At 69.3% G+C, this 13,471-nt stretch carries 14 protein-coding genes and 1 riboswitch; of the genes, 4 read left to right on the top strand and 10 right to left on the bottom strand.

Annotated features, from left to right (window positions below; translation table 11 throughout):
• Window positions 1-62: 62 nt before the first annotated feature.
• Window positions 63-632, bottom strand: coding sequence for an amino-acid N-acetyltransferase (locus tag ACFSKW_RS24545; protein ID WP_379574734.1), 570 nt, complete (start codon window positions 630-632; stop codon window positions 63-65).
• 275 nt (window positions 633-907) lie between these two features.
• Window positions 908-1,056, top strand: a riboswitch (cyclic di-AMP (ydaO/yuaA leader).
• A 5-nt stretch (window positions 1,057-1,061) separates the two neighbouring features.
• On the opposite strand from ACFSKW_RS24545, the gene ACFSKW_RS24550 reads away from it, so the two are divergent.
• Window positions 1,062-2,105 (top strand): C40 family peptidase, encoded by a 1,044-nt coding sequence (locus tag ACFSKW_RS24550; protein ID WP_379574735.1) that lies wholly within the window; start codon window positions 1,062-1,064, stop codon window positions 2,103-2,105.
• Window positions 2,106-2,164: 59 nt separating this feature from the next.
• Here ACFSKW_RS24550 and ACFSKW_RS24555 read toward each other — a convergent pair whose 3' ends face one another.
• Together ACFSKW_RS24555 and ACFSKW_RS24560 are read right to left on the bottom strand one after the other, a co-directional pair.
• Window positions 2,165-2,380, bottom strand: coding sequence for a LuxR C-terminal-related transcriptional regulator (locus tag ACFSKW_RS24555; protein ID WP_358137671.1), 216 nt, complete (start codon window positions 2,378-2,380; stop codon window positions 2,165-2,167).
• A 211-nt stretch (window positions 2,381-2,591) separates the two neighbouring features.
• Window positions 2,592-3,011, bottom strand: a complete 420-nt coding sequence (locus ACFSKW_RS24560) for a winged helix-turn-helix transcriptional regulator (RefSeq protein ID WP_379574815.1) — start codon at window positions 3,009-3,011, stop codon at window positions 2,592-2,594.
• A gap of 87 nt (window positions 3,012-3,098) precedes the next feature.
• Between ACFSKW_RS24560 and ACFSKW_RS24565 the strand changes: the two genes are divergently transcribed.
• Window positions 3,099-4,028 carry an NADP-dependent oxidoreductase gene (locus ACFSKW_RS24565; RefSeq protein WP_379574736.1) on the top strand — a complete coding sequence of 310 codons (930 nt, stop codon included), beginning with the start codon at window positions 3,099-3,101 and terminating at the stop codon, window positions 4,026-4,028.
• Window positions 4,029-4,123: 95 nt separating this feature from the next.
• Here the strand turns inward: ACFSKW_RS24565 and lysX are convergent, their stop codons facing one another.
• Complete coding sequence (gene lysX / locus ACFSKW_RS24570) at window positions 4,124-5,605, bottom strand: bifunctional lysylphosphatidylglycerol synthetase/lysine--tRNA ligase LysX (protein ID WP_379574737.1); 1,482 nt, start codon at window positions 5,603-5,605, stop codon at window positions 4,124-4,126.
• Window positions 5,606-5,750: 145 nt separating this feature from the next.
• On the opposite strand from lysX, the gene ACFSKW_RS24575 reads away from it, so the two are divergent.
• The gene (locus ACFSKW_RS24575; RefSeq protein WP_379574738.1) at window positions 5,751-6,239 is read left to right on the top strand and encodes a hypothetical protein; all 489 of its coding nucleotides are present in this window, start codon (window positions 5,751-5,753) and stop codon (window positions 6,237-6,239) included.
• Window positions 6,240-6,281: 42 nt separating this feature from the next.
• Here ACFSKW_RS24575 and ACFSKW_RS24580 read toward each other — a convergent pair whose 3' ends face one another.
• The 6 genes from ACFSKW_RS24580 to ACFSKW_RS24605 form a co-directional block, all read right to left on the bottom strand.
• Window positions 6,282-7,064, bottom strand: coding sequence for a type III pantothenate kinase (locus ACFSKW_RS24580; protein WP_379574739.1), 783 nt, complete (start codon window positions 7,062-7,064; stop codon window positions 6,282-6,284).
• Window positions 7,065-9,545, bottom strand: a complete 2,481-nt coding sequence (locus tag ACFSKW_RS24585; protein ID WP_379574740.1) for an L-aspartate oxidase — start codon at window positions 9,543-9,545, stop codon at window positions 7,065-7,067.
• A gap of 77 nt (window positions 9,546-9,622) precedes the next feature.
• Entirely contained in the window at window positions 9,623-10,030 is a 408-nt protein-coding gene (gene panD, locus ACFSKW_RS24590) for an aspartate 1-decarboxylase (protein ID WP_379574741.1), read from the bottom strand.
• Window positions 10,031-10,040: 10 nt separating this feature from the next.
• The gene (gene panC, locus ACFSKW_RS24595) at window positions 10,041-10,862 is read right to left on the bottom strand and encodes a pantoate--beta-alanine ligase (protein WP_379574742.1); all 822 of its coding nucleotides are present in this window, start codon (window positions 10,860-10,862) and stop codon (window positions 10,041-10,043) included.
• A 47-nt stretch (window positions 10,863-10,909) separates the two neighbouring features.
• Window positions 10,910-11,800, bottom strand: a complete 891-nt coding sequence (locus ACFSKW_RS24600; RefSeq protein WP_379574743.1) for a Rossmann-like and DUF2520 domain-containing protein — start codon at window positions 11,798-11,800, stop codon at window positions 10,910-10,912.
• A 287-nt stretch (window positions 11,801-12,087) separates the two neighbouring features.
• The gene (locus tag ACFSKW_RS24605) at window positions 12,088-12,315 is read right to left on the bottom strand and encodes a chaplin family protein (RefSeq protein ID WP_379574744.1); all 228 of its coding nucleotides are present in this window, start codon (window positions 12,313-12,315) and stop codon (window positions 12,088-12,090) included.
• 191 nt (window positions 12,316-12,506) lie between these two features.
• Here ACFSKW_RS24605 and ACFSKW_RS24610 point away from each other — a divergent pair, with 191 nt between their 5' ends.
• Complete coding sequence (locus ACFSKW_RS24610; RefSeq protein ID WP_379574745.1) at window positions 12,507-13,469, top strand: SAM-dependent methyltransferase; 963 nt, start codon at window positions 12,507-12,509, stop codon at window positions 13,467-13,469.
• Window positions 13,470-13,471: the final 2 nt, after the last annotated feature.

Raw genomic sequence — 13,471 nt, forward strand, 5'->3', positions numbered from 1 at the left:
ATGTGGCACATGTCAGGACACATGCTTGCTGTTGCCCAACGTATCGACATGAGTATCAACAATCACCTTTCCTCTTGGTCAACGCCATAGTCAACTGCTTCCAGATGGAGCAGCATCCTGGTGTTGCCAAGGGTGTTGGGCTTGACATGCTCCAGATCCAGAAACTCGGCCACACCCTCGTCGTAGGAGGCCAGCAACTCGGCGTAGACCTCGGGTGACACCGGTGTTCCCTGGATCGGGACGAAGCCGTGCCGGGCGAAGAAGTCGACCTCGAACGTCAGGCAGAAGACCCTGCGGAGCCCCAGGTCACGGGCCGTTCCCACCAGCGCGGTAACAATACGGTGACCGATGCCTGAACCTTTGACGGCGGGGTCGACCGCGACCGTGCGAATTTCGGCGAGGTCCTCCCAGAGCACATGGAGCGCGCCGCAGCCGACGACCTGGCCGCCGCGCTCGGCGACCCAGAACTCCTGGACGTCCTCGTACAGCGTGACCGTGGCCTTTTCCAGCAGCTTGCGGCCCGCGCCCGCGTAGATGTCGACCAGGCGCCTGATCGACCTGACGTCCGGCGTGCGGGCTCGCCGTACGACGATCTCGGTGTCCTGCATTGTGCGCTCGACGACCTGCTCCATGGCCCTTCAGCGTACCTAGCTCGTTTCGGCCCACCCTTAACTACCGTCACATGACGCACTGTAGCGAGGCGGGCACGCTATGCATCTCTGCACGACAAACCCGACAAACCTTCGCGAAACTCAGTAAAGGCTTTGCAATCCCCTGGTCGATCGGGCTTTTGCGTGATCTGCCCGTGATCCTTTGGATGCGCATCCTCTACTGGATTGGCAGTTCTGGTTGAGCACGAACCTTGCTTGCACTAGTGTCCACCGACGATGTCCCCCACGCGGCCAGGCGTGGAGACACGCCTAATCCCCCACAAGGGGAGCCGGGGACCCGCCGGCGGCCGCCCAGCCGTCAAGGGGTGAATCCGAGCTCGGGCTCGGTAGGGCTGCTCCGGCCCGAACCCGTCAGCTAACCCGGTCGGCGACTACGAGAGGAGCTGGTTGGTGAAGCGCAGGCGCATCCGCGAAGGGGAGTCGGCGGGCGAGCACGCCCGCCCCCACGAACCCGGTTCCCGCCGGAAGCGGTTCGCGATCCTGGGCGCCGCGATGGCCGTTCTGGTCCTCACCACGCCTCTCGGCTCGGCCATGGCCGACCCCAAGCCGTCGCTCAGGGAGCTCTCCAAGCAGGTCGAGAAGCTCCACAACGACATCGAGACGCTCACCGAGCAGTACAACGGGCAGCGCGAGAAGCTCAAGAGCGTCAAGAAGTCCGCGGACAACGCCAAGAAGATCCTGGCCACCAGCGAAGCCGATCTGGCAGCCAAGCGCGCCAGGGCCACCCTCCTGGCCGAGAGCACCTACATGTCCGGCGGTTTCACCGACGGCCTCGCCTTCGCCAACGCGACCGATCCCGGCGCCTTCCTCGACGCCGCCGCCACCTCCTTCGCCATCAACCAGCAGCAGGGCCAGGAGGTCAAGGAGCTCGCCGAGTCCATCGCCGCCGCGGAGAAGGCCAGGGCGACGGCCAAGACGCGCCTGGCGGAGGTCCAGAAGCTCGTCGACGACCTCGGCGGCAAGCGGGACAAGATCACCTCGATGGTGGCCAAGGTCGAGAGCAGCCTGTTCAGGCGGGCGATCGGTGAGGCGGGACGGCCCGGCACCCGCGCCACCAAGGTCAACCTGCCGATCATCGGCAGCGGCAAGGCGGCGGAGGCCGCACGCTGGGCGCTGACGCAGCAGCTCAAGCCGTACGTGTGGGGGGCCGAAGGTCCCGGCTCCTACGACTGCTCGGGGCTGGTCATGGCCGCCTACCAGCGCGTCGGCATCAGCCTGCCGCACTACACCGGCGACCAGTGGACCGCGGGCACGCACATCACGCGCGAGGAGCTGCGCCCGGGTGACCTGGTCTTCTTCTACAGCGACCTGCACCACGTGGGCATCTACATCGGCGGCGGGATGATGGTGCACGCGCCCCAGACCGGCGACGTCGTCCGGATCGCCACGATCGGCAACAGGCCCTTCGCGGGAGCCGTCCGCATCGCCGACTAGCCGGGAGCCGCTCGCGCCGGAACCGGATGGAGGCCGTACGCGAGACGCAACCGCGCCGGCTAGATGAGTCTTCGGCGCGCCGCCCAGGCCACCGCCTCGATCGCCGTGGCGACGCCGATCCTGTCGCAGATGACCCGCAGGCGGCGGCGGACCGTGCGACCGCTGATCTCCAGCGTCCTGCCCACGCGGTCGACCGTGACGCCCTTGGCCAACTCCGCCAGGAGTTCCAGGTCGTCCTGGCTCAGCACGACTCCGTCGTCGGTGAGCACATCCATCGGGAGCCCTCCCCCCAACAGCACAACTCGGCGACGTCTCGGCCCGAGCAAGCTGCTCGTCTCGCAGACGGTAAACGCATACGGGAAAGGTCGTCAAGGTCGATTCGTGCGGCGCTTGACGGCGGCTATTGACTTGATCGTTTCTATATGAAGAACTCGCATGGCGTGTGGTGCGTAGAACGGTCCACAACCGCCTAACAGGAAACTGTCCTTATCCGGAATTTCGCCCCGATTGTTCGCCGTCCCGTTGGGCGTCATAGTGTTCGCGGGCGAGCTCGACATCCTCGATGTGGCTCTCGGCCCATTCCTTGATCGCCGCCATGAGTGGCAGCAGGCTCGTTCCGAGTGGCGTCAGCCGATAATCGACCCGCACCGGCACCGAGGCGGTCACCGTTCTGGAGGCCAGGCCGTCCCTTTCCAGTCCGCGAAGCGTCTGGGTCAGCATCTTCTGACTCACACCCGCCACCGTCCTGGCGAGATCGCTGTAACGCAGCGGCCCATTGGCGAGAGCCGTGAGCACCAGACTGACCCATTTGTCACTAAGCGCGTCGAGCAGCTTCCTTGAAGGGCACTGCGCGATATAGGCGTCATAAGCCTGCTTGGCCTCGGCGCGGCGCTCGGCCGCCGTCATGGTCGCCAACGGGGCTCCTTCGGGTGGGTTACGCACTTCCAGGTGCCTTCTTACCAGAAGAGAGCAGCTCTCCCTAGGGTCGGCGGCATGACGACAATGCGTGCGCTCATCGGCGGTTCAGGCTCGCCCGAGCTCATCGAGGCTCCGATCCCTCAGGCGGGCAGCGGCCAGGTGCGAATCAAGGTGGCGGCGGCGGGGGTGAACCTGTTCGACCTCGCGGTCGCGGCGGGAACCCTCGTCGACTACGGCGTCGCCCGCAGGCTCGCCTCCTACGGGCTCGGCTTCGACGCGGCAGGCGTGATCGACCAGGTCGGCGAGGACGTGGCCTTCACGCCCGGCCAGGAGGTGATCGCCCTCGTCGGCCGGCTGGAGCTGCCGACCAAGGCGCAGGCGGAGTACGTGGTGGTCGACGCCCACGCGGTCGCGCCCGCGCCGCAGGGGATCTCCGCCGTCGAGGCGGCCACGCTGCCGCTCAACACGCTGACCGCGTGGCAGGCGCTCGACAGGGCGCGGCTGGACCAGGGCAGGACCGTGCTCGTCACCGGCGCCGCCGGCGCGGTCGGCGGGTTCGCGGTGGAGCTCGCGACCGCCCGCGGCCTGCGGGTGGTGGGCGCGGCCGGGAGGGACGACGAGGAACTGGTGCGGGGCTTCGGTGCGGAATGGTTCGTCCCGCGCGAGGAGGACCTCGGGGAGGGCGTCAGGCGGCGGGTGCCCCACGGGGTGGACGCCGTGATCGACGCCGCGGTGACCGGCCTCGCGGGGCTGAACGCTCTACGCGACGGCGGCACCTTCATCACGCTGACGGCCGGCGTGGCACCCGTCGCGCTGCGCGGGACCGACGTGGCGACCGTGTTCTTCAGGGAGGAGCCGCGCCAGCTCGCCGAGATCGCCCGGCTCGCCGGGCTCGGCAGGCTCACCGCCAGGGTCGCCGGCACCTACCCGCTGGAGAAGGCCGCCGACGCGCACGCCCGCCTGGCCGCGGGAGGCCTGCGCGGCCGCCTGGTCCTCACACCTTGACGCGTCACGACGCGTGTCCGGTACGGCGAGAGCCGCTCGCCTGCCGTACCCGGTCCCTCGCGGGAAGCCCGTGCGGGACCGGGGCAGAGGCAGGGTCAGTGGGAGGGCTTGACCAGCGGGAACAGGATCGTCTCCCTGATGTTCTTGCCGGTGAAGGCCATGATCATCCGGTCGATGCCCGCGCCCATGCCACCCGTCGGCGGCATCGCGTACTCCAGCGCCTGGAGGAAGTCCTCGTCGAGCTGCATCGCCTCGAGGTCGCCCCCGGCGGCCAGCACCGACTGCTCGGTGAGCCGGCGGCGCTGCTCGATCGGGTCGACCAGCTCGGAGTAGGCCGTGCCGAGCTCGGTGCCGAATCCGATCAGGTCCCACTTCTCGGTGAGCAGCGGATCGTCGCGGTGCTGCCTGGTGAGCGGCGAGGTCTCCAGCGGGTAGTCCATGACGAACGTCGGCTGGATCAGCGTGTGCTCGACGAGCTCCTCGAAGAGCTCCTGGACGAGCTTGCCCTGGCCCCACTTCGGGTCCCAGTGGATGTCGCGCTTGTCGGCGTACTTCCTGACCTGGTCGAGCGGGGTCTCGGTGGTGATCTCCTCACCGAGCGCCGCGGAGACCGACCCGTACAGCGTGATGCGCGGCCACTGCGCCAGACCCAGGTCGATCTCGACGCCGTCGTGGACGACCACGGTGGTGTCCAGAGCGGCGACGACCGCCTTCTGGTACATCCGCTGCGTGAGGTCGGCCATGTCGTTGTAGTCGAGATAGGTGCCGTAGGCCTCGAGCATCGTGAACTCGGGGTTGTGCGTGGAGTCCGCGCCCTCGTTGCGGAAGTTGCGATTGATCTCGAAGACCTTCTCGATGCCGCCGACCACGAGCCGCTTCAGGTAGAGCTCGATCGCGATGCGGAGGTAGAGCTCCATGTCATAGGCGTTGATGTGCGTCTTGAAGGGACGCGCCGCCGCGCCGCCGTGGATCGGCTGCAGCATCGGCGTCTCGACCTCGAGGTAGCCCTCCTCGTGCCAGAAGTCGCGCACCGCGCGGACCGTGGCGCTGCGGACGTGGGCCATCCTGCGCGCCTCGTCGTTGACGATGAGGTCGACGTAGCGCTGCCGTACCCGGGCCTCGGGGTCGGTGAGGCCGACGTGCTTCTCCGGCAGCGGGCGCAGGCACTTGGAGGTGATCTGCCAGCTGTCGGCCAGGATGGACAGCTCCCCGCGGCGGGAGGTGATGACCTCGCCCTCGATGCCCACGTGGTCGCCGAGGTCGACGTCACGCTTCCATGCGGCCATCGACTCCTCCCCGACCTTGTCGAGGGAGATCATGACCTGCAGGTCGCCGCTGCCGTCACGCAGGGTGGCGAAGCAGAGCTTCCCGCCGATGCGGTTGAGCATGACGCGCCCCGCGACGCCGACCTTGTCGCCGGTCGCGGTGTCAGGGTCGAGGCCCTGGTATTTCTCCCTGATCTCGGCGTTGGTCGCCGTACGGGGAAAGGTCACCGGATAAGGGTCGACGCCCTCGGCGCGAAGGCGGTCGAGCTTCTCCCTCCGGATGCGCATCTGCTCGGGAAGTTCGTCGCTCACAACACCAAAGGGTACCGATATGGCGCAATGCAAGAGTTCGTCAGCTCTTTGCAAAGGGAGTGCAAGCAGAGGGGCTTAGAACTGACGCATAGAGCCCAGGGGGGATCCGGCAGGGAGCCGGAACCGTGGGGCTCAAGGAGAGATCATGATGAAGAAGCTCGCGACAGGCTTCCTCGCAGTGGCCGCCACCGGCGCACTCGCTCTGTCGCTCCCCGCCACCGCCAACGCCTCCACTTCCTCCTCCACCACCTCCGCCTCGGACTACGACGACTACTGGGGCCCCTACTACTCCAAGTACGGCCTCGCCAGGGCGAACGGCTGGATCGGCGTCGAGGGCGACTACGAGGACGGCAACTCGGTTCACGTCAAGGGCCGGCTGTACGACCTGGACAACAGGAAGTACAGCGAGGGCGGCAAGTGCGCCTACGTGAAGTTCCAGGCGGCCGACGACGAGTACGACTGGTACCAGGTCTACTCCCGCTACTACTGCGGCTACCCCGGCTACAAGACCTTCTCCTTCCACGAGGACGACGTCTACGCGGTCCGCGTCAAGGTCTGCCAGTACGACCCCTACACCCACAAGGTCAGCAAGTGCGGCAAGTGGTGGGACATCTACGACGCCGAGGAAGTGTGATCGTCACTGCGCCGAAGGGCCCCTTCCCGCGGGGGCCCTTCGTCATGTCGTGTTGCGGTTGTAGATGAGCCTGAGCCCGATGAGCGTCAGCCACGGCTCGTGCACGTCGATCGAGCGCGACTCCCTGACCACGAGCGAGGCGTGGCCGCCGGTCGCCACCACCGTGACGTCGTCGGGGTCGTCGGCGAGCTCGGCCGCCATCCGCTCGACGATGCCGTCGACCTGGCCGGCGAAGCCGTAGATGATGCCGGACTGCAGCGCCTCGACGGTGTTCTTCGCGATGACGGACCGCGGCCTGATCAACTCGACCTTGTGCAGCTGCGCTCCCGCGGCCGCCAGTGCGTCCACGGAGATCTCGATGCCGGGCGCGGTGACCGCGCCGACGTACTCGCCCTTGGCCGACACCGCGTCGAAGGAGGTCGCGGTGCCGAAGTCGACGATGATGCAGGGCCCGCCGTACTGGTCGATGGCGGCCAGGGAGTTGACGATCCTGTCGCTGCCGACCTCCTTGGGGTTGTCCATCCTGACCGGCACGCCGGTGCGGATGCCCGGCTCCACGATGACCGCGGTGACGTCGCCGTAGTAGCGGCGGCACATCTCGCGCATCTCGTTGAGGACAGAGGGGACCGTCGAGCAGATCGCGATGCCGCTCACGTCCGCGCCCTTCAGCAGGGGCGACTGGGCCAGCAGCCCCTGCACGACGACCGCGATCTCGTCGGCGGTACGGCGGGCATCGGTGGCGATCCGCCAGTGTTCGATGACCTCCTCGCCCTCGAAGAGGCCGAGAACCGTGTGCGTGTTGCCGACGTCGATCGCTAGCAGCATTTAGTTCCCCCGTAGATCCAGGGCTATGTCAAGCGCAGGTGCCGAGTGCGTGAGCGCTCCCACAGCAACGTAGTCCACGCCAGTTTCGGCTACATCACGGGCCGATTCCAAGGTCAGCCCTCCGCTCGACTCGAGTCGCGCCCTCCCGTCGACGAGTTTCACGGCCCGGGCCAGCTCCTCCACCGTGAAGTTGTCCAGAAGGATCTCTTCGGCGCCTTCGGCGAGGAGGGGCGCGATCTGGTCGATCCTGTCCACCTCCACCTCGATCGGGAGGTCCGGATACAGATCTCTCACCTTGCGGAAAGCCTCGGCGACGCCTCCCGCGGCGACCACGTGGTTGTCCTTGATGAGGGCGGCGTCCGAGAGCGACATGCGGTGGTTGACCCCGCCGCCCGCCCTGACCGCGTACTTCTCCAGCGCCCTCAGCCCCGGCAGCGTCTTGCGGCTGTCGCGCACCCTGGTGCCCGTCCCCTCGACCGCGGCGACCCAGCGGGCGGTGAGCGTCGCGACGCCGGACAGGTGGGTGAGCAGGTTCAGCGCGGTGCGCTCGGCGGTGAGCAGGTGGCGCGTCTCGCCCTGGACGGTCATGAGCACGTCGCCGCGGCGCACCCGCTCGCCGTCCTTGACGGTGCGCTCGACGGAGGTGACGCCGAGCCTGCGGAAGACCATCTCGGCGACGGCGAGGCCCGCGACCACGCCGTCGGCCCTCGCGACGACGTCTGCGGTCGCGAGCTGGCCCGGCGGGATCGTGGCCAGGGAGGTGACGTCGCCCGCCTCCTGGAGGTCCTCGGCGAGCGCGCGCGAGACGACCTCGTCGACGATGGCGGCGTCGAGGCCCGCGGACTCCAGTTCGTCCGCCAGGCGCGGCCCCGTCCCGTGCGGGGTGTAGGTCATGGTCAGTCCTTCCGGTGTCAGCGTGATGTCCAGGTGTCCGAGCCAGTTCTCGTCGTCGCGGTCGGGGAAGTCCTCCCGCCAGTGCGAGCCCCTCGTCTCCAGGCGGGCGTGGGCGGCGGCCACGAGGACCGAGGCCACGGTGAGCAGGTTCGTGCTCTCCCACGACTCCACGCATGGCTGGACGGCCACCGGGGTCCATCTGGCGTCCCGCAGCGCGGTCCCCGTCCTGACCACCGAGGACCTGCTGCGCAGCACGCCCGCGCCGCTGCTCATGTGGGCCTGGACGCGCGTGCGGGCCCGGGGGTCGACGAGGCCCTCCTCGGCGGTGGACACCACGGGCTCGCCGGGGGCCGGCCGTACCTGGTGGATGTCCTCGGCGATCCGCTCGGCGAAGACGAGCCCCTCAAGCAGCGAGTTGGAGGCCAGCCTGTTCGCGCCGTGCACGCCCGTGCAGGCGACCTCGCCGCAGGCGTAGAGGCCCTCGATCGAGGTGCGCCCCCGCAGGTCCGTCCTGACGCCGCCGCTGGCGTAGTGGGCGGCGGGCATGACGGGGATCGGCTCGGTGGTCGGGTCGATCCCGTGGTCGAGGCAGATCGCGTAGATCGTCGGGAAGCGGTTCTTCCACTTGTCGAGGCCGAAGTGGCGGCCGTCGAGGTAGACCTGCCCGGGCTCGCTCGTGATCGCCTTGGCCACGACGTCCCGCGGCGCGAGCTCGTCGGTGAACCTTTCGCCCCGGGCATTGACGAGGTGGGCGCCCTCGCCGCGCACGGCCTCGGAGATCAGCGGCTGCTGGCCCGTCGACTCCTCCCCCAGCCACAGCACGGTGGGGTGGAACTGGACGAACTCCAGGTCCCTGACGACGGCCCCCGCGCGCAGCGCGAGCGCCACGCCGTCGCCCGTGGAGACGACGGGGTTGGTGGTGGAGGCATAGACCTGGCCCATGCCGCCGGTGGCCAGCACCACGGCCCTGGCCCGCGCCTCGCCCACGCCGTCGCGCGCGCCTTCGCCCATCACGTGCAGCGTCACGCCCCTGGCCCGGCCCTCGGCGTCCTTGACCAGGTCGAGCACGAGCGCGTGCTCGATCACCTCGATCGTGGCGTGCGCGAGCACCGCCTCGATGAGCGTCCGCTGCACCTCGGCGCCTGTCGCGTCGCCGCCCGCGTGCACGATGCGGTTGCGGTGGTGGCCGCCCTCGCGGGTGAGTTGCAGCTCGCCCCGCTCGTCGGTGTCGAACCTGGCGCCCCTCGCGATCAGGTTCCGCAGCGCGCCGGGCCCCTCGGTCACCAGCGTCCTGACGGCCTGCTCGTCGCACAGCCCGACCCCCGCGACCAGCGTGTCGTCCAGGTGCTCGGTGGGCGAGTCCGCGGGGTCGAGCACGGCGGCGATGCCGCCCTGCGCCCACCTCGTGGAGCCGGACGACAGCACGTCCTTGGTGACGACCAGGATCTTCGCGGCGGGTTCGAGCTCGGCGTAGCGCAGAGCCACGGTCAGCCCTGCGACACCCGAGCCCACCACGACGACGTCGGCCTCGACCGTCCACCCGGGGGCGGGCGCGGTGAGCTTCATGGGGATCGCCGGTGCACTCATGGGGGACCTCCTCAGATTTCGTCAATATGACGATAACGCCCGGCGGCCCGTGCTCCCTTCCCGCCCCCCATGTTTCATCAGTGGACCACGTCGCCCCGCATGGCTCCTTCTACGGCCGCCGCCAGGTCGGAGCCCAGTTCGACGATGCGGTTGTCGCGGTCGACGTGGACCACCCGAGGCGTGAAGGAGCGCGCCTCGGCGTCGTCGAGCTGGCCGTACGCGATGATGATCACCAGGTCGCCTGGAGAGATCAGCCGGGCGGCGGCGCCGTTGACGCCGATGATCCCCGACCCTCGCGGACCGGTGATCGCGTAGGTCACCAGGCGGGCGCCGTTGTCGATGTCGACGACGTGGACCTGTTCGCCCTCCAGCAGGCCGGCCGCCTCCATCAGGTCCTCGTCGATGGTGAGGGAGCCCACGTAGTGCAGGTCGGCCTGGGTGACCGTGGCTCGATGGATCTTGGACGACATCATGGTCCTTAACACAAGCGCCTCCTCAGAACGTCACAAGGACGTTGTCGATCAAGCGGGTGGTGCCGACTCTAGCCGCCACCGCCAGGACCGCCTGGCCGCTGAAGGAGTCGGGAACCTCCGCGAACGTCGCGGGGTCGACGAGGACGAGGTAGTCGACCGCGAGCCCCGACGCGGCCAGTTCCGCGGTGGCGGCGGCGCGCACGGAGGCGGGCGCGCTCTCGGCTGCTCCCGCGAGCAGGGCGCGGGACAGGGCGAGGGCGGTCCGCCTGTCGTCGGTGGTGAGGTACCGGTTACGGCTGGACAGGGCGAGCCCGTCGGGCTCGCGCACGGTGGGCGCGCCGACGATCTCCACGGGCAGGTCGAGGTCGGCGACCATGCGCCTGATAAGCGCGAGCTGCTGGGCGTCCTTCTGGCCGAAGACGGCCACGTCGGGCCGGACCAGGTTGAACAGCTTGAGCACGACGGTGAGCACGCCGTCGAAGTGCCCGGGGCGGACCGCGCCCTCGACGATCGCGCCCATCTCGCCCGCCGAGACGCCTACCTGCCGGTCGGGGCGGTACATGTCGTCGGCCGAGGGGGCGAAGACCACGTCCACCCCCTCTTCCGCGCAGACGTCGAGGTCGGTGTCGAAGGTGCGGGGGTAGCGGGAGAAGTCCTCGCCGGGGCCGAACTGCAGCGGGTTGACGAAGACGCTGACCACGACCTGCTCGGCCAGTGCGCGGGCCTGCCGCATCAGCGAGCGGTGCCCCTCGTGCAGGGCGCCCATGGTGGGGACGAGCGCCACGCTCCCCGAGGAGCGGGCTTTCTCGAGGTCGGCGCGGTCGTGCGCGACGATCAGTTCCATCGATTCCTCCTAGACTGATCAGGTCCAGGCGGAACGTCCCGGCCCGATCAGGTCCAAATGTTCCCCCCGAGCGCGTCGAGCAGTCGCTCGGCCGCCTCGGGCTTCAGCAACCCGGCGGCGAGCGCCCGGTCCGCCGTGAGCCTAGCGAGTGCCACGTATGCGTCGGCCGCTTCGGGTGCCGCCAGGATGAGCGCGTCGACGTGTTTGCGCACGGTGCCGGCGTCACCGCGCACCACGGGCCCCGTCAGCCCCGAGATGCCGAGCCTCAGGACGTTGTCCAGCGCGGCCCCGAGCAGCGGTCCCAGCATCCTGCCGGGGTGCTCGACGCCGATCCTTTGCAGGAGCTCGGACGACTCGGCGATCAGCGTCACCATGTGGTTGGCCGCCCCCGCGATGGCCGCGTGGTAGAGGGCACGGTCGGTGTCGGCGATCCAGACCGGCTCGCCGCCCATCTCGATGACCAGCGCCTCGGCGATCGGGCGCAGCGGGTCGGGCGAGGTGACGCCAAAGGAGATGCCGGTGATCCTGTTGAGGTCGTCGTCCCTGCCGGTGAAGGTCATCACGGGATGCAGGGCCAGCGGCAGCGCGCCTTCCTGCGTGGCGGGATCGAGTACGGCCAGCCCGTACGCGCCGCTGGTGTGGACGAGCAGCTTGCCGCGAAGGTCGGCGCCGGTGGCCGCGAGACCCGCGACCAGCTCGGGCAGCGCGTCGTCGGGGACGGTGAGCAGGATCAGCTCGGCCCTGGCGACGACCTCTTCCGGGCTGAACGTGCGCACGCCGAGCCGCTCGGCCGCCCAGCGCTGCGAGGTGTCGGAGACGCCGCCGGCGGCCACGATCCTGTGGCCTGCCTGGGCCAGCGCGGCGCCGAGCACCGAGCCCACCTTGCCCGCGCCCAGTACGCCGACGGCCAGCCGGCCCGGGCGATCACCTGCGTCCATGACGTCGCGCTCCCCTGTCATCCGACACTGCTGACCAGGGTATCCGGCGCTCTACAGCAGCCACGGTCATGGCTCTTTTGCCGCATGTTGGGCTGAGTCAAAGCCTGACAAGGGCATACATATGGGACACCCCCGCCAGAGGGCGGGCGCCGAGCCATGGTGACTCGGCGCCCGTTCCCGCACCAGAGGGCCGACCCACCGCCGACGGGCCGGCCCCTGGTGTGAAAGCGCGGGTGTGAAAGCGCGCCCGCCCTGCTTCGTCGCAGGACGGGCGCGCGGTCTTCAGGTCACCACCGGTTGACGACCGAGGCACCGCCCTTGCAGCCGGCGACAGCCACGCCGAAGAGGGCCACGGCGTTGCCGCACACGTTCACCGGGATCGAGATCGGCGCGATGATCTGGTTGCCCGACAGCACGCCGTTGTCACCGCTGGTGACGTTGTCCGCGTGGGCGGCGGGCGCGCCGAACGCCATCATGGCCAGCACGCCGGCGGCGACGACAGTCTTCTTGAGCATGGGGGTGTCCTCTCATTGCGCGGCGCGCGGCCGCGGTACCGATGCCTGCATCGACGATCGGCCGGGCCCACTGGGGGTAAGGTCGGGGCGACCGTCCGATGACACCGGGTAACCGTAGCGCAAAGCAGCGACAGGGAGTAGTCATTACATCACTGGGCGTGTCATCGGGTGACCATGAGATAGTCCGTGACATGTGGCTCACCTGGCGAGCGGCGATGGAGCGGGCACTTTACGGGGAGAGCGGCTTCTACCTGCGCGAACGCCCCTCAGGGCACTTCCGCACCTCGGTCGGCGCCTCGTCCGTCTTCGCGGGGGCCGTGCTGACGCTGCTGCGGCGCCTCGACACCGATCTCGGCCGGCCCGACCGGCTGGACCTGGTCGACATCGGCGCCGGCGACGGAGCGTTGTCCGCCGCCGTGCTCGCGGCCGCTCCGCCGTCGCTGCGCGACCGGTTGAGCGTCACGGCCGTCGACCTGTCCTCCCGCCCCGCCGGGCTGCCCGACGAGATCGCGTGGAGCCACGCGATCCCGCAGGGGATCACCGGCATGGCGATCGCCAACGAATGGCTGGACAACATCCCCTTCGACGTGGTGGAGCAGACCGCCGAGGGCCCTCGGGTGGTGCTCGTCCACATCGAGACGGGCGAGGAGCGGCTCGGCCCGCCGCCCTGCGAGGACGACCTGCTCTGGCTGGAACGCTGGTGGCCGCTGCGCCGCGTGGGCCAGCGGGCCGAGGTCGGCAGGTCGCGGTGCGCGGCGTGGGCGGCCGTGATCGGACGGCTGGCCGGCGGTCAGGCGATCGCCGTCGATTATGCACACCCTGTGGATAACCGACCGCCCCGCGGCACGCTCACCGGATACAGGGACGGTGCGGTCGTCGCGCCGATACCCGACGGGACCTGCGACATCACCGCTCACGTCGCGCTCGACGCGTGCGCGGACGCGGGCCGGCGAGCCGGCGCGATATCCACAACCTTGTCCACACAGCGCGACATTCTGCGCACTCTCGGAGTGACCGGCGTCCGCCCCCCGCTCGACCTCGCGCGGACCGATCCGCCCGGATACCTGCGGGCGCTGGCCCGCGCCTCGCGGGAGGCCGAACTGATCGACCCGGCAGGCTGGGGCGCCTTTGGGTGGCTTAGCCAGATACGTTAACC

Origin of the sequence: Nonomuraea mangrovi (genome assembly GCF_042681425.1) — a bacterium.
Lineage (GTDB): Bacteria > Actinomycetota > Actinomycetes > Streptosporangiales > Streptosporangiaceae > Nonomuraea > Nonomuraea mangrovi.